The sequence below is a fragment of the Singulisphaera rosea genome, assembly GCF_054877945.1.
On record NZ_JBTYIP020000041.1, the window covers coordinates 43,041 to 63,872 of the forward strand.

The following is a 20,832-nucleotide window of genomic DNA, read 5'->3' on the forward strand; positions in this document are numbered from 1 at the left end:
GTTGGAAGCTTTTATTTTACATTTCTTTTCGTCTTGATCCGAATGGCGGATTGCCTTCGGACGGGGGTTGCCCTGATGTCGTACTTGAGCCCGTCGCGATTGCCATCGAGTCGAATTCGCCCGGTCTTTCCGGCGATACTGGGCATACTGCTCCTCTCTTCCCCTCGAGGGACGTTCGCCGATCCGCCCGCAAATTACGCCTATCTCAACTTCGTGCGGGACTACGCCTCAATCCGTTGGGCACGCGACAAGGCCCCCGCGACGCTCGAGGAGTGGCGGACGCGTCGGACTGGGTTGCGAGAGCGGCTCCTGGAGTCGTGGGGCGGGTTCCCGGCCGAAGCGTGCCCCCTCGAGCCGAAGACATTCGGTGAGTTGAAACGCGACGGGTATCGAGTGGAGAAAGTTGCCTTCCAGACCCGGCCTGGGCTCTGGATGACCGCCAACGCGTACGTCCCCGAAGCGCCGGGGAAACACCCCGCGATCCTCGGCGTCCACGGGCACTGGAAAGGGGCGAAGCAGGACCCGGTCGTTCAGGCCCGTTGCATCGGCGCGGCGAAGCTAGGCTTCTTCGTCCTCGCGGTCGACGCCCTCGGCGCAGGTGAGCGGGGCGTCGGCAAGGCCCTCGGCGAGTATCACGGCGAGATGGTCGGGGCGACCCTCCTGCCGGTCGGCTTACCCCTGGCCGGACTCCAGGTCTATGAGAACATGCGGGCCGTCGATTACCTCCGCTCTCGCCCTGAGGTCGACGGCGATCGGATCGGCATCACCGGCGCGAGCGGCGGCGGCAACCAGACGATGTACACCGGGGCTTTCGACGAACGATTCAAGGCGGCGATCCCCGTCTGCTCGGTCGGCAATTATCAGTCCTACCTGAGCATCGGCTGCTGCCAGTGCGAGGTCATCCCGGGTGCCCTGCGTTATACGGAAGAGTGGGGCGTCCTCGGCCTGATGGCCCCCCGGGCCTTGATGGTCGTCAACGCGACACTCGACGCCGTCCAGTTCTCGGTGGCCGAAGCGAAGAAGTCGCTGGCACTCACCGCGCCGGTCTTCCAACTCTACGGACATCCCGACCATCTTCGGCATGCAATCTTCGAGTCGAAGCACGACTACAACCAGCAAATGCGCGAGGCGATGTACGGCTGGATGACCCTCCACCTGAAGGGTGAAGGGGACGGCTCACCGATCGCCGAACAACCCATCACAACCGAAGACCCCGAGTCGCTCCGCTGCTATCCGGGTCAAACTCGCCCCGACGACTGGATGACGATCCCCCGGTTCGCGGCCGCTGAAGGCAAGAAATTGCTCTCGGCGCGAAAGCCCCCCTCGGACGCCGCAGCCTGGCGCGAGTCGAGCGAGAAGACTCGTAAAGCGCTCGTGGAGCACACCCTCGGCGGCTTCCCCAAGAATTCGGCGTTGTCGTACTCATTGTTGGAAGTTCGTGATAGTGGTGTTAAATTAATTCAATTTGAGTCCGAACCCGCCCTCGCGATGACCGCCCAAATGCAAGCGGGCAAAGAGAAGGCGTCGCTCGTCATCCTTCTCGACTTCGAGGGTGCCGATAAAGCCAGGCAAAGCGAGCTTGCCAAGGCGATTCTGGCGTCGGGCTCGTCGCTCGTGACATTTGACCTCCGCGCGACCGGTGCCCTGGCCCAACCGGGAGACACGATCGGCCGGGCTCCTGACCACAACACGGCCGAGTGGGGCCTCTGGATCGGTCGGCCTCTCCTGGGCCAGTGGGCCCATGATGTACGGCAGCTCCTCGATGCCTTCGGGGCGATCGACGACCCCGGACGTCGAAATGTAACCCTGATCGGCGTCGGCCCGGCCGGCCTGGTTGCCCTCACTGTTGGCGCGGTCGACGAACGCGTCACTCGGATCGCGGCCCTGGGGACACTCGCGAGCTACATCACGGAAGTCCCCTATGAAAACCAGCGGCTCGGTGTCATGGCTCCCGGGATCCTCAAGGAAGTCGGCGATGTGGCGCATCTCGCCTCCCTCTGTGCCCCGAAGCGTGTCGTGATCGCTGGCGGACGAACGGGAGGAGGAAAGATCCTCAAGTTGGACGCGTTGCGTGAGGCCTACCTCCCCGCGACCCAGGTCTGGGACATGGTCGGGGCAGGGGGTGAACTCCAACTGCTCGGGACGGTCCGACCCGACTCCGTGCTCCAGGCCTTGAAATGATCACGATTCGAGGACGGTACCGGAATCGGAATCGGTGGGGCCGTGGTGCGGGCTTCCCGAGAACGAGCCTGTCGGCCCGTTCCTGACCGGCCTCTCGGCCGTGGTCTTCACCGAGGGGCGACCGAAAGCCATCGTCGGCTGAGCCGGACTCGGATGACCGTGGGTACACGCTTTTGCGTGAGTACCCCTTTCGGTATGCTCGCACTCGGGTTCGACGTCCGCCGCTTCGAGTCGATTCCGGGCGACATGCATCGGCTCGATTCCAATACGTGATAACCAAGCCCATCCGGCGCTGTCGTGCGGCTGCATGTCCGCCCGATGGGGTATCGCCTCAGTTCAGATGGAAGTCGATCGTTCGAACGTTAAGGAATGCCATGAGCAAGTTCAGATTTTTTGTGTCCGCACGATGGGCCGTCGCTCTCGCCTTGTTCGGGGTCAATGTCTTCGGGCAGGGTCCCGATGGCGTCGACCGAAAGATTACGGTCAGCACCGTCGAAACGAAGCCCGTAACCCTGATGAAGTCCTATCTTTGCTGGCTCAACGCGCACCACCACATCGAAGTCCGTGCCCCGGGCGATGGATATCTTCAAGAAGTCCTGGTCGAGGAAGGCCAGTCGGTGAAGAAGGGGGATCGGCTCTTTGGATCAAGAGCGATCCAGGCTGAGTCAAGACTCGATTCCGCGTCGGAAGCCGTCAAGTTGGCGGAGATGGAGTTGATTAACATCAAGCAACTGATCGAAAAGAATCCGATCCACCAAGGCGAGCTGCTTCGTGCCGAAATCGAACTGGCAAAGGTCAAAGCCAAGGCGAATCGGGCAAGGGTCGAGTCGGATTTGACGGAAGTCCGGGCACCTTTCGACGGCATGGTCGACCGCCTTGCCCATCAGCAGGGGAGCCTCGTACTCAAAGGCGAGACCTTCACAAGACTATTTGATAATAAGACGATGTGCGCCTATTTCAATGTTCCCGAAATCGACTACCTCGAGTTCATGGCCGAGTCGGATCAGTCAAAGGACCGTTTGCAAATCGAGCTCCGCCTTGCCAACCAACGCAAATTCCCGCATTCGGGCAGGATTGGCGCGATCGATGCTCAGTTTGTCCCCAGGAACGGTGGGATCACCTTCCGCGCGGATTTCCCGAATCCCGAGGGCCTCCTGCGTCACGGCCAGTCGGGAACCGTGATCATCCCCCGAGTGCTGAAAGCCGCCGTCGTTGTTCCTCAGCGGGCGACGTTTGAGCAAGCCTCCCAGCGATATGTCTTCCTCGTCGACAACGACAGGATCGTCCATCTTCGCGAGATTTCCGTAATGCAAGAGTTGGACGATGTCTTCGTCGTCAGTCGCGGATTGAGCGCCGGCGACAAGATCGTGCTCGACGGGCTCCGACTGGCTCGCGACGGCGAGAAACTTCCCTGAGGTCTGGCCACTCGGTGCCAGCCTGACGGTCGGTCTTGGTGATCGCCGAGGAGCGGGCACGATTTTGATGAACGAGGCTCGAGGCGATCCGCAGATGGTGTAGATTGACTCGGGTAATATCGAGATGATTTAAATTATTGTCTGTGTCGATCTGCGTCATCTGCGGATTGATTCGCCTTTTCTTGATTGTATTCCGATCGCGGCCAGTCTTGCCCTGCGGCCGGCCGTTACTGGCGTGCTTCGAGCTCCCCGGCCGGTTCAAGTTCCTGAGGGACTTCCTCGGTGACAGGGCTAAGCGCCTCGTTGGAGAGGACTGCGGGATGGGAGATGGCCGGCTCTGCGGCCAGGGCACGGGAAACCGACTGCCAACGGTCGAGGGCCGACTCAACTTTCTTCAGACGGACTCGAAGCTCCTCGGCTTCCTTCGTGAGCGCCGCGATCGAGGCCTCGGCCTCCTTGCGGCTGCGGTCGACGAACTCCGAGACGAGTTGACCCGGGTCATTCGGAGTGACCACGGCCGACTTGGACGCTTCCGCGACGGGCACGAGGCGAGAGACTCGCGACGGGGCGGCTTCCGATTCGACGTTCGTGTCCGTATGCGTCCGAAGCGGAGTCGACGCGGAGGTCGGGATGACTTCGGAGGTCAGCACGGCGGCGCGGGGCACGCTCCGCAGGGGCGGGAGCGAGGTCAACGGAACCGAAGCCGAATCCGAAGCGGCCGAGAGGCATTCCTCGGCGGGGGCCGGCGTCGTTCTGCTGGAGGGTGTCTGGGCGGCCCAAGCGACTGCCACGCCACCTCCGAGACCAACGGTCAGGATCATCCCCCGGAAAACCCTGGTGCGCATCCATTCTCTCCTTGTTGATGGGACCGACGTCCTGTCTCCGCGTCGTTCCTCGAGCGGCGCACGACCTTACCACAAAGCCCCCGCTCGAGGCACGTCCGAACTCCCGAACTCTCGCGGGGCAGGGACGTGATTCGGCCGAAGCCGAAATCGGGTGACGACACGCGTTTCCGGAATGTCGTTAGTGAGGTTCGAGGTCGGAGCCCAAGGGGTGTTGGCACGGAGTAACCGTCGAAGCGAGACTTCAGCACGGGCCTGATTGGCGGGCGTGTCTGGTTTGAACCCAAAGTCCGGTGGGGTTGATCGCCGGAGGGCATTTGGAAGACAATGGTCGTTTCGAGGTCGTCGAGGACGGACCAGGGCAGGCTTGGACGCATCAATCCCCTTGCAAGAGAACTTTCGCCGTGGCACGCGACAAAGTCGTATTAGCTTACAGTGGCGGCCTGGATACCTCGGTCGCCGTCAAGTGGATCAACGAAACCTACGGCCTTGATGTCATCGCGTACACCTGCGATCTCGGGCAGGGGCAGGACATCCAGGCGATTCGCGAGAAGGCCCTGCGCACCGGCGCGGTCGAGGCGATCGCCGAGGACGTGCGGAACCTCTTCGTCGACTTCTTCGCCTTCCCTTCGCTCATGGCCGGGGCCCTGTATGAGGGCAAATATCCCCTGGCGACCGCACTGGGGCGGCCCTTGATCGCCCAGTTGATGGTCCGGATCGCCCGCGAGCACAACGCGGTCGCCGTCGCCCACGGCTGCACCGGGAAGGGGAATGACCAGGTCCGCTTCGACGTGACCTTCCAGACCTTGGCCCCGGACCTGAAGATCATCGCCCCCGTCCGGGAGTGGAAGTGGACCCGGACGCAGGAGCTCGAGTACGCCGCGAAGCACAACATCGAGGTCGAGGCGACCAAGAAGTCGATCTTCAGCACCGACCAGAACCTCTGGGGCCGCTCGATCGAGGCCGGGATCCTCGAAGACCCCTGGATCGAGCCGCCGCCGGAAACCTTCCAGTGGAGCGTCGATCCCCGGAGCGCCCCGGACGAGGCCGAGGAAGTTGAGATCACCTTCGAGCGTGGCCGGCCGATTGCCCTCAACGGTCGCCAGCTCGACGGCGTCGAGCTCATCGCGGAGTTGAACCGCCTCGCCGGTCGACACGGCGTCGGCCGGATCGACCACATCGAGAACCGTCTCGTCGGCATCAAGTCTCGCGAGATCTACGAGGCCCCCGCCGCCATCGTCCTCCACGAGGCCCATCGTGAGATCGAGTTCCTGACCCTGTCCAAGGAATCCTTGCGGTTCAAGACGATGGTCACCCAGGCGTACTCCGACCTCATCTATAACGGCCTCTGGTTCAGTGCCCTTCACCAGGATCTGATGGCCTTCGTCGTCTCGAACCAGCAGTACGTCGGCGGGGTGGCGAGGGTCAAGCTCTACAAGGGCCACGTGATGATCGTGGGCCGCAAGAGCGAGCACAGCCTCTATCGGCACGAGCTGGCCACTTACGAGGAAGGCGACCAGTACGACGCCTCGGCCGCCCAGGGGTTCATCAAGATCCACGGGCTCTCCCAGACGACCCAGGCGAAGCATCAGATGCTCAAGGGGACCGGGTCCACCCACCTCGAACTCCCGAGCATCATCCCCCCGCCGCCGACCCCTCCCAAGTGAGCGAGGCCGACGAGTCCAGGCGTCGTCGAGCGAGCCGCAACTAACCTCGTCGACGATTGGTTCGGACGCGAACGACATGTGGCCGTCTGCCGATGGAATAAGTCCATCGGCAGACGGCCACTTCTGTTACGCGGAAGAGGTCGACCCTGAAGCCTCAGAACGCGTCGGCCCCGATGATCTCGCGGTTGGCGATCGTTTGGAGGCCGTACCAGATGGTCGGGTCGATCGAGTTTTTGAGAAACTTGACGCTGCCGTCGGCGAAGAGCATGTTGAGGCCGCCCGAGTGCTTGCTCCCCATCACGTTGGCATAGGGGAGTTTCTCCGGGTTCGGCTTGTTCCAGAGGGCCGTGGTGGGCTGTCCGTTCGGGACGTAACTCGACGCATTCGGGAAATTGGTCGGATCCTTGGGGGGCTGGACGACACCATGCGTCGAAGACCAGCACCCGGCTCCCCAGTATGGCCCGAATGAAGAGTCGACATGCTTCTGGACCGACTCGCCGACCATGCAGGTGTTGCTCGCACCATCACGGACTTGCTCGATTCGGAGCGCGTTATCGGTCAGGAAGACGCCGCGATCCCTCGGGATCCCGACGATTTTCTTCAGCGGGTCGGTCGTGGTGTAGTTGAATGAGCTGAAGTTGTCGTCATAGCGGCTGGTGCAGAGCAGGTAATTGCTCCGCCGGGCGTTCAAGCGGCAATACTGGCCCCCCGAACCGATCGAGCCGGTCGGGTCGTTGACCACCTCGGGCGTGATGTCGGACGGGCAGGTGAAGGTCGCGACCAGGTTGCCGACGACCGTGCTGTTGATCGCCTGACCGCCCAGGGAGAGCCCGAGGACCTTGGTATTGGGGCTGGTCGAAAGGACCGCGTTGCTCGACGGCATGCTGAAGTTGTAGGCGTTATGGAGCGGGGTCTGCTCGATGTGGTTGAGCAGCATCGTCCACCCCGTCGTGTTGAGGACGAGGCCGCTCCCCCCCTTGCCGGCGACGCTACCGTTCTTGTCGGTCCCGCCGGTCGCATAGATCTTGGCAGGTGGGAAGGCGCGAAGCGCCGTGTGGTAGCTGCTGAAGGCGATCCCGAGCTGCTTCAGGTTGTTGAGGCACTGGGCGCGTCGGCCCGACTCGCGGGCCGCCTGGACGGCCGGCAAGAGCAAGGCGATGAGGACGCCGATGATCGCGATGACCACCAGCAATTCGATGAGCGTGAAACCGGCCTTTCGGGAGTCCCGAGCCGAGCAAGCCATCGTCGTGCCACCCTTTCAGCGTGGAAGACAAGCGGGTCGAATTCGCACCAGAGGCGGCCAATGAGGGGAGGACTCTATTCTAACTGGCCGTGGATGAAGAATGCCACGACCTTTCGTCAGGTGTCGAGAATCCCCAGCAGGGGCGCAAAGCCATCCCGAGGACGTCAAGACACATCTTCGAAGTGTACGGCGCCACGAAGGATTTGGGACGCGGATGCCGTGAGGCCTTTCGGGACTTGAATATTATGGATTTTTATGTGCTTGGGAGATTGCCGCGAATAGGCGTCGGCCTGGGCCGGGCGGAGGTCAGACGCCTCGGGCGTTTCCCGTCTCCAGTCGACGATCGAGCCATTCGAGCGCCTCGCGCTTGCTGCTGACGACCCGGTCGAGCTGGGCCTCGCGGATCTGGTCGAGGATCGTCGAGAAATGGCTGCCGGGGGTGAGGCCGTGGCGGACGAGGTCGTGGCCCGTCACGAGGGGAGGGGGGTTGATCGGGCCTGCCGGCTGCTCCTTGAGGTAGTATTCGCAATAGTCGACCTGGGGGCTCTCGCCGAACGACGCGAGGGCGTCGGCCCGGTGGAGCGCCAGGAGCTCGTCGATACCCGGCATCGCGAGCATCCGCTTGAGCTTAGCTTCGCGCAGTCGCTTGGCCTCGCCGAGATACTGGTGAAACTCGACGAGCCAGGTGATCCGTTCGCGTTCGGCGTTGGAGAGCTTGAGCCTCCGGCAAAGGTCGTCGGCGACCTGGCGGCCGACCTGCTCGTGGTGGTGGAAGCTGGGCCGGCCGTGATGCGTCGCGCGCGTCGCGGGCTTGCCGACATCGTGGAGGAGGGCGGCGAACGCCAGGGGGAAACTCGGCTCCTCGGGCAAGAGGGACAGGACGAGCAGGACGTGATCCCAGAGATCCCCCTCGGGTTGCACCGGCTTGCCCTGGAAGATCCCCTTCATCGGCACGAGGGGGGGGAGGATGGCCGCGGCCAGCCCGAGCTCGAGGAGGCGGTCGACCGCCTTCGCTCGGCTTGGATGCACGAGCATTCGGCGCAGTTCCTGGGCGACACGCTCGGCCGCGACGACGCCGATCTGACGGGCCATCGCGACGATGGCCGCGTGGGTGGCGGGGTCGATCGTCAGTCGGAACCGCGCGGCAAACCGGGCGGCGCGGAGGAGCCGGAGCTTATCCTCGGCGAACCGTTCTCGTGGTTCGCCGATGGCGCGGAGGATCCTGGCCTCGAGGTCGGCCCGGCCTCCGACGTAGTCGATCACCTCGCCGTTGAACGGGTCGAGGAACATGCCGTTGATCGTGAAGTCGCGACGTGCCGCGTCGAGCTCGGGGGAGCTGAAGACGACGGATTCGGGATGTCGCCCATCGATGTAGGCGCCGTCGCTCCGGAAGGTGGCGACCTCGACCTCGCCCACCCGGGGGTCGCGGACGCGCACGACGCCGAATGCGAGGCCGACGGGGATCGTCCGATGCCGGAAGACCGCCATGACCTGTTCGGGGGTCGCATTGGTGGCGACGTCGTAGTCGGCGGGCGTCAGGCCGAGCATCAGGTCTCGGACGCAGCCGCCGGCCCAGAGGGCCTGGAACCCTTCGGCCTGGAGCTTTCCGACGACGTCGGTCGCGAAGGCGCGACGGGCCTCGGTTCCGGTCATTCGAGGGGTCCATCCGATGCGGGGAGGGACACGGTGGAGTCCTCCACGTCCTCCTCTCGCGGCCGATATCGGATCGCGACCTGGGTGCCCCCGTACTTCCGGAGGTCCCAACTCGGCAAATCGGGGAGGATTTCCGCGTCGAGCCAGCGGCTCGACTCCACGGCCAGGGCCGACCCCGGGGACATCGTCTCGACAAGCCGGACGAGGAGTTGGTTCACCTTGGCCGGGTGGGACTCGTAGTCAGAATAAGGAGGGTCGAGGAAGGCGACGAAAGGCGCGCCGTCGTCGGGCTCGAAGCCGCCTCCCCATTTGTAGGCGTCGGCGACCAGGACCGTCGCCCGGTCCTCGAAACGCAGCGTCGCCAGGTTCCGGCGGATGAGCGCGGCGTTTTCGCGATTCTTCTCGACGAAGATGGCCCGCTCCGCCCCTCGGCTCAGGGCTTCAAGCCCGAGGGCTCCGGTTCCCGCGAAGAGGTCGACGACGAGCAGGCCGTCGACGATGTCCCCGAGGATGTTGAATAACGACTCGCGCACCAGGTCCGTGGTCGGACGTGTGGCGTTCCCCTTGGGGCCATCGAACCTCTGCCCGCGACGCTCGCCCGCGATAATCCGCATCGATCCCCCACTCATCCGACAGGGCTTTGGACGCCCGTCCGTCGGCCTCGCTCCCATCAACCTTTCATCTTATCGAGGAAAAGCTGATCGGAAAAGGAAGAGGACGCTGATCGCGACGAAAGATCGTTGATACGGCCCACGCACCCCCGTCGGTTGTCGTTATCGGCTTTCTCGCGAACCTCGATTGCGACGGATCCATCCAGAGACCAGCAAATCCCCCCGAATTGGATCGGCGGATTGTCGGGACGTGTTTTTCCTTTGACCCCCCTTCCGGCACCGTTTAGACTCCGCGAAGATCGGTGGCATCGCCGGGTGTCGTGGCCGTCAACGGCCGTTCTCTCCCGCATCCTGGCCGCCCCGCCTCCTGTTCGAACGGCCTTGCCGTGGGGTGTGGACCTCGACCAACCTTCGGTCCACGGTCCCCTCCGGACCCATGCCGACGCCCGAAATTGAACCAAGCGACTCGACGTGAGCAGTAATCGACCCCTTGTGCCCTCGACGGGGTCGCGAGGGGATTCGAGGGCTTCAACCAGCGTCGATTCTCCGAGGAGACTCGAGGTGTTTCATCGATCGGTGGCGGCCGTCGTCTCCCTCGCTATCCTCTGGAATTGCGCTCTCGCGACGAGCGCCCAAGGCGCCGGCCCTCGTATAGAGACCCCGACCACGCTGGAGGATGTGGACCCGTACTATCCCCATCTCGGTCATCCGAAGCTCATCACGCCGCAGTGGGTGGGAGAGCCGGGCGTCGAGGCCGTGGTCGTCCTCGCGATCGACGACATGAGCGACTCGGCGCGTTACGAGGCATTCCTCCGACCGATCCTGAATCGGCTCAAGGCGATCGACGGGCGTGCGCCGGTGAGCATCATGGCGAACCGGGTCATCCCGGATGACCCGAGGCTCCAGACCTGGCTCAAGGAAGGGCTGTCGATCGAGGTCCACACCTTGACGCATCCCTGCCCCTGCCTCCAGAAGGGAGACTTCGAGGAGTCGGAACGCACCTACCACGGATGCGTCGACCTGATGGCAAAGATCCCGGGGAACAAGCCCGTCGCCTTTCGCATGCCCTGCTGCGACTCGATGAATAGCCCGAGCCCGCGGTTCTTCGCCGAGATCTTCAATAAGTCGAGCCCCCGAGGGCGTGCGCTCTCGATCGACTCCTCCGTCTTCATGCTGTTCACCCCCGACGACCCGGACCTCCCTCGCGATATGGTGGTCGACCAGGACGGCAAGGAACGTTTTCGCAAATATCTCCCCTTCCGATCGTTCGTCAACACGATCGAGAATTACCCATACCCTTACGTGATCGGGGGCGTCTGCTGGGAGTTCCCCTGCGTCGTCCCGAGCGACTGGGAAGCGCAGAACTTGCAACGGCCCCGGAACCCCAGGACCGTCGAGGATCTGAAGACCGCGCTCGACCTCGTGGTCCTGAAGAAAGGGGTCTTCAACCTGGTCTTCCACCCGCACGACTGGATCAAGAACTCCCAGGTCGTCGAGTTGATCGACCATGCCGTGAAGACCCACGGGACGAAGGTCAAGTTCCTCACATTCCGGGAAGCCCGAGATCGTTTGGATCAATCTTTATTCGATGGCGGCTCACTCCGTTCCGACGCCGGCGAGGGTCCGCATGCCCGGCTCGTCGACCTCAATTCCGACGGGTATCTGGATGTCGTCCGCCTACGCGACCTGAAGGCGAAAGTCTGGCAGCCTCAGGGTCAGAGCTGGAAGGTCGGCGAGTCGGCCGACTACCTGAAGGACGGCTTGCCCAACGGTCTGCCGCTGCCCTATCCCTTGCCCGGGAAAGCTCTCGTCCTCGATGAACGGGGTCGCGACGCGGGCCTTCGTCTGGTCGACATCGACGAGGACGGGCAGCCCGACGTCGTCTACTCGAACGATCGCGACTACGGGATCTACCTGTTCGATCGCGCCGAGAAAGCCTGGTCGCGGAAGGTCATGGCGGGCAAAGCCGGCGAGCCCGGCGCATTGCCGAAGATCGTCCGGGACGGCAAGAACAACGGCTTCTTCGTCCATTCCCGGCACCTTTGGTGGCAGAACGAGGACACGGCCAACCTCCCCGACCTCGTCGATCGCCGCTCCTTCAACGATCTTCTGAAAGGCGTCGAACCCAGGGGAAAGTCGCCACAAGCCTCGTTGGACTCGATCCGGGTCAAGCCTGGATTCAAAGTCGAGTTGATGGCGTCCGAACCCCTCGTGAATGATCCGATCGCCTTCGAGTGGGGAGCCGACGGCAAGCTCTGGGTCGTCGAGATGGGCGACTATCCTTTGGGGGTGGACGGCCGAGGAAAGGGCGGCGGGGTCGTGCGGATCCTCGAGGATCCTGACGGCGACGGACGCTACGAGAAGAGCACGACCTTTCTCGACGGCCTCGGATTTCCCACGGGCGTGATGCCCTGGAGGGAAGGTGTCCTGATCTCCTGCGCCCCCGACATCCTCTACGCCGAAGATCGCGACGGCGACGGCCGGGCCGACCATCGCGAGGTCCTTTTCACGGGCTTCGTCGAAGGGAATCAGCAACACCGACTCAACGGCTTCGAACTCGGTCTCGACGGCTGGGTCTACGGGGCCAACGGCGATAGCGGAGGGAAGGTCCGGTCGATCAAGACAGGGAAATCGGTCGACATCAACGGCCGCGACTTCCGATTCAACCCGGATTCCGGCGAGTTCGAGGCCGAGAGCGGAAGGACCCAGTTCGGTAGGCACCAGGACGACTGGGGGCGCTGGTTCGGGAACAACAACCCGACCTGGGCGTGGCACTTCGTCCTCTCCGAGTCGGACCTGGCGCGGAATTCCCAATTCGTGCCCCCCGACTCCCGGCACATCCTCGAGCCCAGAACGGCGCTCTTCCCGATCAGCCGAACCCCGCCACGATTCAACGACCCCAACGCAGCCAACCACCTGACCTCGGCGAACAGCCCGACGCCCTATCGTGACGAGCTGTTCGGGCCTGGATTCGAGGACAGCTTGTTTGTCAGCGAACCCGTCCACAACCTGGTGCATCGGATGGTCCTCGAGCCTTCGGGAGCAACCCTCGAGGGACGCCGGGGGCCGGACGAGGACACGCGCGAATTCCTCGCGTCCAGCGACAACTGGTTCCGGCCGACGATGCTCAAGACCGGCCCGGATGGCGGTCTCTGGATCGCGGACATGTATCGGGCCGTGATCGAGCACCCCGAATGGATCCCCGACGACTGGGAAGCCAGGCTCGACCTCCGCGCCGGTGCCTCCGAAGGGCGGATCTATCGGGTCTCGCCGGTCGACAAGAAACCGCGGTCCATTCCAAGACTCGATCGGCTCGATACGCCCGGGCTCGTCGCCGCTCTCGAGACTCCCGGCGGCTGGCAGCGAGACTCGGCGCGGAGGCTCTTGCTCCACAAACGCGACCCTGCGGCCATCCCGCTTCTCCGAAGCCTCGCCGAACGGTCGACGCGACCACAGACCCGGGTCCAGGCGGTTTGGACATTGGCGATCCTCAAGGCCCTCGACCCGTCGACGATCCTCGAGGCTTTGGCCGACCCTCATCCCCAGGTCCGTCGCAACGCGATCCGGGCCTCGTCGCACCTCTGGAAGAGCGAGCCGAGGATCGGCGAGGGTGTGCTGAAACTCGTCGACGATGGCGATGCCCAGGTTCGGCTCGAATTGGCCCTGGGTCTTGGCAACTGGGACGACCCCCGAGCCGGCAAGGCTTTGGCGAAGTTGGCCATGCGCGACGGCAACGACCCCTGGATTCGCACGGCCATCCTCTCGTCGTCGACACCGCACGCGGTGACGCTCCTGGCGGAGCTCTTCCGCGACGGAGAACGCGGAGCCCCACGCCAGCTTGTGGAGGCCCTGATGGGGTTGACCGGATCGTCGGAGGACGCTCGGGCGGTCGATTCGATGATCGACGCGCTGAGCCGGCAGGAAGGGCAGGGGGGACGCATCGAGCCCTGGAAGTTCGTCGCCATGGCGAAGCTCCTCGAAGCGGGTGGCCGCTCGGGGCAAGGGCCTGGTCTGGAACATGACCCTCGGCTCTCCCCGATGCGAGCCGAGGCCCAGCGGCTCCTTGCCGACAACTCCACCCGGGACGCCGACCGACTCGCGGCGATTCGCTTGATCGGCCGGTATAGTCGTAGCGATCGGGACGCCCGCGAGGCCCTCGCCGGTCTCCTCCACGCCCAGGTTTCACTCGCGGTCCAGCAGGCGGCCGTCGAGGCGTTGGCGAAGGTGGATGACCCCGGGATTCCCCAACTCTGGCTCCGAGGATGGAAAGGACATTCGCCCCAGGTCCGGGCCACCATCCTCGACGGGCTGCTGACTCGGGTCGCCTGGATCGGCTCGCTCCTCGATTCGATCCGGGAGGGCGGCTTCGCTGTGGCGGAGATCGACCCCTTCCGACGCCAGGTCTTGCTCAACCACCCCGATCCCACAATCAAGGCACGCGCATCGGCGCTCCTGGCCGGTTCGTCGGGAAGCCGTCGCGACGTCGTCGAAGTCCATCGCCCGGCCCTTGCCATGAAAGGGGACGCGACGGCCGGGGCCGCGGTCTTCCAACGGTTGTGCACCTCATGCCATCGCCTTGCGAATCAAGGCTATGACGTCGGGCCGGACCTGGCGACGTTGGCCGACAAATCGCCGGAGGCCTTGCTGGTTGCAATTCTCGACCCCGACCGCGCCTTCGAGGCAAAGTACGGTGCCTTTTCCATCGCCACGCGCGACGGCCGGGTCGTGGCCGGTCTGGTCTCGAGCGAGTCGGCGAACGGGGTGACCCTTCGTCGCCAGGAGGCCAAGGAGGAAACTTTCCTCCGCTCGGAGATCGAGGAGGTGGCCGCCTCCGGCCACTCCTTCATGCCCGAGGGATTGGAGAAGGACCTCAAGCCTCGCGACCTCGCCGACCTGTTCGCCTACCTGGCGGCCTCCGACGCCCCTGCGAAGTCGTTCCCCGGCAATCGACCTCGGATCGTCAAGGCTGGTGTGGATCGGTCGATTGTCCTGTCGGCGGCGGACGCCGAGATCCGAGGCGAGTCACTTATATTCGAGTCCAGATATGGAAATCTCGGGTACTGGACATCCGCCAGTGACCGGGCGTCGTGGTCGTTCGAAGTCGAGAGACCCGGGCGGTACGCGGTCTGGGTCGACCACGCCCGACCCGGGCAGTCGACCGAGGATCGGCTCGAAATCCTCGAAGGGACCCAATCCCTCCGCTACGCGATCCGGGGGACCGGATCGTGGGATGTCTATCGCGCCGACGTGGCCGGAATCCTGGAGTTGGCCGCGGGTACGCACCGACTGGTCGCACGCCCGATCGGGCCGTTGCACGACGCGTTGATCGATCTCAAGTCGATCGAGCTTCGTCCCGTCGAGCCTTTCGGGCGTTGACAGAGTCGACGAGGGGCGTCCCGGCGAAGCGGGCTTCACCCCCGTCGAAAGATGGGGGTGAATTCAAATGCAACCATGTTCCCCTTACGTTGGGGATCGGCGAGGGAAGTCGCGTTGACCGGTTTCGTGATCCTGACCATACTGCGGCGATCAGTCACCACGGGACCTCAGGGCTCGATGCCCGAGGCCCGACGTTGATGTCACCGTGGATTTTGGAAACTCTCCCCACCCACTAGTCACGAGTCGGATCGATTCGAGCGGGCGTTCCCTTCGGTCAGTACAACCTTCAAGGATGAGGTTGGCCGATCCGTCTCCTTCGCGGAGACAGTCGGGCGTCAGGGCCAACTCATAGAAGCAGGACACGGATGGTCATGCACCGACCTTGGCCCGCGGCCGCTCTGGTCGCGATCTCGTTCATGTTCTCCCTGGCCGTCGCGGACGCGGGGACGACCGAGGCTCTCGTCCGGGCCCGAGCCCTGCTGGCCCGCGATGACGCCAAAGGGGCAGTTACGGTCCTCGAGAAGGCGCTCCCCGGCGACCCAGCCGGTCGCGTCGAGCTTTTGGGGCTGTTGAAAGAGAGCTATGCCGCCGCCGCCCAACGCGCCGAGGCGGCGGGAGACGCTCGGGCCGCGGAGCTCTACCGCGACAACCTCGAGATCCTGAATCACAAGCCCGGGACGAAGCCGACGCCTCCTTCCGTCACGGCCTCCTCGGCAGCCGAGACGCCTGCACGGACGTCCGAGCCGTCGGCCGCCCCCGCCTCGACTTCGACGGAACCTGAATCCCCCGCGGCAGTGGCCGCGTTGCCGCCGGCCTCCGAGCCGTCGGCGGCCGTTGCTGCGTTGCCGCCTCCTTCCGAGATGCCGGCGCCCATCGAGGGACGTGCTCCGGAGCCGCACGACGCACCCAAGCCATCCGACGATTCGGCGACGGCTCCTTCCGAGATTCCTTCGCCTCTGCGCGACCCGGCGGCCTCGAAGACGTCGGGCCCCCTCGCCGATTCGCTGGCCGATCTATCTGGTTCCGGTGTGCGTAAGGCCTCGCTTCCTTCCGATGAGCCGCCCTCGACCTCGACGCCTTCGGCGCCTGTCCTATCTCCCGAGAGGAGCGCAGGCGGTGGCAGCACAATCACGGACGCCGATGACGCATTTCGCGACAAACGTTACGCCGAGGCGGGACGGATTTACGCGGCACTTGAGCGTCAGCATCGACTTCCCAAGGGACGTCGCGACCATTGGGCGTACTGTCGCTGGGTTGACGTGGTCCGTCGGATGAATGCCAAGCCGAATACTCCTCAGGAGTGGGCGAGCATCGACGCGGAGATCCAGACGATCCGGGCCCTCAGCCCGAGGAACTGGTTTGGCGAGTACCTCCGACGTCGCGCCGCGGAGCGAAGCCCGGGGGGGACCGCCGCCCGACCGAACCAGGTCGTCGTCCGAGGATCGGCCCCCGACGAGCCGAATGTCGTGGCCCCGTCACGGTCGGCGACCGCCGTGTCACGCCCGGCAGCAGCTCCGGCCCCGGCACAACCCTCGGCCGACCAGGCGATGGGCGAGGTTCCCGACGTCGTTCGGAACCAGGGGCTCGTGGCCAACTGGCAGGTCCTACCGACCACCAACTTCCGGATCCTCCACGTTGATCCGGCCCTCGCCGCCCGCGTCGCCGAGGTTGCGGAGGCGGCCCGTGACGCCCACCTCAAGCGCTGGGCCGGCTCGGACTCGAAGGTCGTCTGGTCGCCGCGCTGTGATATTTATATCTATCCGGACGCCAAGACCTTCACCAAGATGACGGGCCAGCCCGAGCAGTCCCCCGGGTTCTCGACGATGGGCATGAATTCGGGCCGGATCATCGCCAGGCGAGTCAACCTCCGCGCCGACCACCCGAACCTCGTTCAGGCGATCCTTCCGCACGAGATCACCCATGTCGTCCTCGCCGACCTCTTCCCCAACCAGCAGATTCCCCGCTGGGCCGACGAGGGGATGGCCGTCCTGTCCGAACCCTCGAGCGAACAACGCCTCCGCGCCGCCGACCTCGAGAAGCCGCTGGCCACGGGCCGCCTCTTCCGGGTCGCCGACCTGATGGTCATGGACTACCCCGACGGCGAGCACTGGGCCCTCTATTATGCCCAGAGCGTGTCCGTGACCCGCTACCTCGTCAACCAGGGCACTCCCGCCCAGTTCATCCAGTTCGTCCAGGCGGCACAGAAGACCGGTTTCGAGGACGAGCTCCGGCGGATCTACCAAATCGAGGGCTTCAGCGATCTACAGAAGCGCTGGCTCGCCTACGCCCGCGACAAGTCCTCGAAAGAAGCGACCGTCGCCGCTACGCCTGCCGATCTGTCCGGCAGCACGAACCGCTGATGGAAGAATAATCCTCCGCAGATGACGCAGATGGGCGCAGATTGAAATCATTGAATTCGATTGAATCTCAATCTGCGCCCATCTGCGTCATCTGCGGATAAGGTCTTCACCTCTTAGCTATGTCCACTCGGTGGCGAAGAAACCAACAATCCCAACGGATGAGGCCTGAATCTGTCAGGATCCTCAACGCCAGTCGGGTTTGTCGGCGACGTTCCGGCCAGGGAATGTCAAAAGGGTCTGGTGTTTCCCATCAAGGTCCACGACATCAAGCCGTCCGTGGTCTTCCGGGCGTTCGCCGTCGATCGCGAAGGCGATCCGAGTCCCGTCCGGGGACCAACACCCCGAGCCGTTGCTCTTGCCGGTCGGGAATAGGCGACGACGGCTCTTTCCGCTGACGTCCACGATCCAGGCCCCTCGGCGCGACTCTCCGGGACCGTCAGAGTAAAGCACGCGGCGGCCATCGGGAGAGAAACGCGCGTAGAACGGATTCCCCCCCTCGGTGATTTGCCGGATCTCCGAACCGTCTGGCCGCATCAGGTAGAGCTGCCAACCGATCTTCGCGTTGCGGCTCGACGCGGTCAGAAGCCACTTTCCATCGGGGGACCAGTCCTCGACGCTGTCCTCGGAAGGGATCGGCAGGGACTCGCGTCCCGATCCATCGGCGTTGATGCGGGTCGTCTTGCTGACCCACCGATTTTGCTTCTCGTCTCGAGTCGACTCGCTGAAGACGAGCTGTTTGCTGTCGGAGGACCAACTCGGGACGGCTCCTCCCCCGTCGCTCTCCAGTCCGATGACTCGCTTCGGCTCCGCCGACTCGCCGAGCGAGCGGACCCACAGGACATTCGCCCTGACGAATGCGATGTTGCGTCCATCAGGAGAGATGCGAAATCGACCTGGCGAACCCTCGAAGACCTTCGACACCGTGCCGCTGGTGGGGTCGATCGAGACGACCGAATCGTTGGGCAACCCCGAGGAATTTTTTCCCAGGCTCGCCGTCGTGTAAATCTTGCCGGGCAGCGTGGGACGATTGACCTCGGACCGAGGTTGTGCCGGCGCGGGTCGAGGTTTCGGAGTCTCGAGGATGCTCCCCTGGCCGAAGTCTGCCAGCTTCACTGGTTCGCCCGCCTTCATCACGTAGGCGACCTGTTCGACCCGATTGAGGATGAGGTCACCGTCTTGCAGCCCGAGACCTCGTTCGTCGAACTGATGAGGATCGAGGGGACCATTGACCACGCAATCCCTGAGGGTTGCGTGCTGCTCCCGGGAGATCTTTCCGGCGAACTGGTCATAGTTGATCTCGTCGTATTGCGACGGGATTTCCACCGAGCTGATCGACTTCCAACGCCACTCGACGCGAGTGACGAGTTTGCCTTCGGGTTGCTTGCGGGTTTGCAGGAAACCGTCCCGCTGAATGGGCAATTGACCGGCGAGCGGGCTCCACGTTGTCAACGTTCTGTAGAACGGATTGCCGGCGTCCTTAAAGCTCATCCCGACCCGATACCATCGCCCCTCCGGCCCGTCCGCCTGTTCGACGTTCAGGCGGGCTTCGGCCACGGACTTGCCGTTGGCTCCCAGTTCTCCCTTGAGCGCCTTGGCCATTATCTCGAGCTCGGACCAAAACGTATTCATTGGATTGTATTTGAAGAATTCCAGGGGATTCACCTCGCCACTTTCTCGCTTTGCCTCCGCAATGGGGAGATCATCGGCATGACGCTTCTGCTGGGCCGCGGGGAGGTCCGGGAGGAATGCGCTCGTGGAAATCTCCTTCGGCTGGAACGTGAGGTATCGGCGAGGTGTGACGATCCACCGCCGATGATCCGTAGGAGCGACGTTCGGAATCGTCACCTCTTCATCCGTCCCGGGCTTCAGGAATCGCAGTTTGTGTGTGTCCTTGTCGCGGTAGATGGCGGAGCTCTTGACGTCGATCGCGAACGTGAGCGTCGAGTCGAATTCCTGCATGAGCGGTCCAACGTCGAGGTTCGACCGGCCCAGGAGTGTGAACGCTTGGGCGGTCATTCCTTCTTGGAGATATTGACGCTGGAGGCAAGCGTACGACCCTCGCCAGGTCTTGAGCCGCGCGAAGTGGGATTTTGCGCTGCCTGCCAGGAGCTCGGTGATCCGGAGACGATCGTCGGGAGCGACGAGGGCCCACTTCAAGTTTGGCGGGACAGGACCGCTTTCCCGAAGGGACTGGGGAGCCGCTGGCAGGGGCCCCCGATTGAGCGGGGTCGCCTTGCCCGGATCTGTAGGGGACGGAGGAGAGTCTTGAAGCAAGAGTGCACCCGCCCCCGAAGTCAGGCCGGCGATTACGAAGAAGGCGACGATGGCCGTTCGAAGCTTCGTCCAGAACATGGCGTTGAGAACCCCTTGCGTGAGTTTGGTGACCGACGTCGATAGAGCACCGGCGGTTGCCCGTTCTCCCGCCGCGAATCCCATCGCGGTGCGGAGTGTGGCTCCCACCAGCGCGGTGGGGATCGACGCCGAGGTTGCGTCTGTGGTGATCGCGGTCACTCCAAGGGTCGGGGCCAGGCCTCGGCGCGTCAGCCTGGTGCGGAGACGTTCGCGCCCTCGGGCGAGGCGGCTCTGCACCGTCCCGGTTGGCCAGCCGAGTTGTTGCGCCGCTTGTTCCGGGGAGCAGCCCTCGAAGTAGCAGAGCAACAGAGCCGCGCGAAACGTGTGCGGCAATCGGTCGATCTCTTCGTGGAGCACGTCGCCGACATCATCGCGTGCGTTTTCATAGGCCTCGGAGGGAACGAGCGAGGCGGCCCTCAACTCGTGTTTCCGCCGACGGGCTGCGGCCGATCGAGCACAGCAGGCGACTCGATACGCGACCTGATGCAGCCAGGGGCCGAGTGAATCTCGGACCCAGAGCGACCTCGACCGACGCACCAGGACCAGGAACGTGGCCTGGAACGCATCGTCGGTCTCCTGCACATCCCCAAGCACGGCGCGGCAGACGCGCATCACCATCGGCCCGTGCCGTTCCACCAACTCCGCGAACGCCCTTTCCGCCGCGTCGGTCCGCTTGGACGTGGACCGTTCCAGCAATTGCCTGTCCGTCAGGACTCCGGACGTCCCCGTCTCGAAGAGCTTCTGGAGTTGTCGACACGTGTCGGGATTCGGCCCCGTTCCCATGGGGATCTCCTACGAACCTTCGTGACCTCGATCGTAGGTAATGTCACGCCGAGCTTCCCTGAGTCCGGTGCTCCCCCGGATTTTTTCCCGAGCGCAAGACCGATCGTTCTCAGTTTGACCGGATGGGCCGCCCAGGGCCGCAGGGAAGCGTCGCGGGAAACTCGAAAAAGTTCTGTCCGCCTTTCCCCTGGTTCGCGTTCAAAGACGTGGCGACGCTCCTCGACCCCGCAACGAGGCCACAACGCCTCTTCTCAGCGTCTTCAGACTGTATCCGACTTGACGCGACCGCCCTGCCTCTCGCTCTCCCATACAGAAATTGAGGCCAAGGCGGCTTGCACGACATTCAACG

General features: G+C 64.0%; 10 protein-coding genes. 5 read left to right on the forward strand and 5 right to left on the reverse strand.

Translation table 11 applies throughout. From position 1 onward, the window contains the following. The first annotated feature begins 75 nt into the window (after positions 1 to 75). Together ACYOEI_RS37820 and ACYOEI_RS37825 are read left to right on the forward strand one after the other, a co-directional pair. Positions 76 to 2,181: an alpha/beta hydrolase family protein gene (locus ACYOEI_RS37820; RefSeq protein ID WP_462855643.1), complete on the forward strand. Its 2,106-nt coding sequence runs from the start codon at positions 76 to 78 to the stop codon at positions 2,179 to 2,181. Positions 2,182 to 2,555: 374 nt separating this feature from the next. Beyond that, complete coding sequence (locus ACYOEI_RS37825; protein ID WP_462855644.1) at positions 2,556 to 3,596, forward strand: efflux RND transporter periplasmic adaptor subunit; 1,041 nt, start codon at positions 2,556 to 2,558, stop codon at positions 3,594 to 3,596. 227 nt (positions 3,597 to 3,823) lie between these two features. Here ACYOEI_RS37825 and ACYOEI_RS37830 read toward each other — a convergent pair whose 3' ends face one another. Next, entirely contained in the window at positions 3,824 to 4,441 is a 618-nt protein-coding gene (locus tag ACYOEI_RS37830) for a hypothetical protein (RefSeq protein ID WP_462855645.1), read from the reverse strand. Positions 4,442 to 4,842: 401 nt separating this feature from the next. Between ACYOEI_RS37830 and ACYOEI_RS37835 the strand changes: the two genes are divergently transcribed. Next, a complete protein-coding gene (locus tag ACYOEI_RS37835) occupies positions 4,843 to 6,105 on the forward strand; it encodes an argininosuccinate synthase (protein WP_462855647.1) in 1,263 nt (420 codons plus the stop codon). A 154-nt stretch (positions 6,106 to 6,259) separates the two neighbouring features. Here the strand turns inward: ACYOEI_RS37835 and ACYOEI_RS37840 are convergent, their stop codons facing one another. The 3 genes from ACYOEI_RS37840 to rsmD all read right to left on the reverse strand — a co-directional run bounded on the left by ACYOEI_RS37840 (position 6,260) and on the right by rsmD (position 9,615). Then, the gene (locus ACYOEI_RS37840; RefSeq protein WP_462855648.1) at positions 6,260 to 7,348 is read right to left on the reverse strand and encodes a DUF1559 family PulG-like putative transporter; all 1,089 of its coding nucleotides are present in this window, start codon (positions 7,346 to 7,348) and stop codon (positions 6,260 to 6,262) included. A 306-nt stretch (positions 7,349 to 7,654) separates the two neighbouring features. Then, entirely contained in the window at positions 7,655 to 9,001 is a 1,347-nt protein-coding gene (locus tag ACYOEI_RS37845) for a CCA tRNA nucleotidyltransferase (RefSeq protein ID WP_462855649.1), read from the reverse strand. After that, positions 8,998 to 9,615: a 16S rRNA (guanine(966)-N(2))-methyltransferase RsmD gene (gene rsmD, locus ACYOEI_RS37850; RefSeq protein WP_462855651.1), complete on the reverse strand. Its 618-nt coding sequence runs from the start codon at positions 9,613 to 9,615 to the stop codon at positions 8,998 to 9,000. Before rsmD ends, ACYOEI_RS37845 begins: the two co-directional genes overlap by 4 nt. A 558-nt stretch (positions 9,616 to 10,173) precedes the next feature. Between rsmD and ACYOEI_RS37855 the strand changes: the two genes are divergently transcribed. Both ACYOEI_RS37855 and ACYOEI_RS37860 read left to right on the forward strand, forming a co-directional pair. After that, positions 10,174 to 14,988: a PVC-type heme-binding CxxCH protein gene (locus ACYOEI_RS37855; RefSeq protein WP_462855652.1), complete on the forward strand. Its 4,815-nt coding sequence runs from the start codon at positions 10,174 to 10,176 to the stop codon at positions 14,986 to 14,988. Between the two features lie 371 nt (positions 14,989 to 15,359). Next, positions 15,360 to 17,348, forward strand: a complete 1,989-nt coding sequence (locus tag ACYOEI_RS37860) for a peptidase MA family metallohydrolase (protein ID WP_462855653.1) — start codon at positions 15,360 to 15,362, stop codon at positions 17,346 to 17,348. Between the two features lie 183 nt (positions 17,349 to 17,531). Here ACYOEI_RS37860 and ACYOEI_RS37865 read toward each other — a convergent pair whose 3' ends face one another. Then, positions 17,532 to 20,483 (reverse strand): sigma-70 family RNA polymerase sigma factor, encoded by a 2,952-nt coding sequence (locus ACYOEI_RS37865; RefSeq protein WP_462855655.1) that lies wholly within the window; start codon positions 20,481 to 20,483, stop codon positions 17,532 to 17,534. Positions 20,484 to 20,832 lie beyond the last annotated feature (349 nt).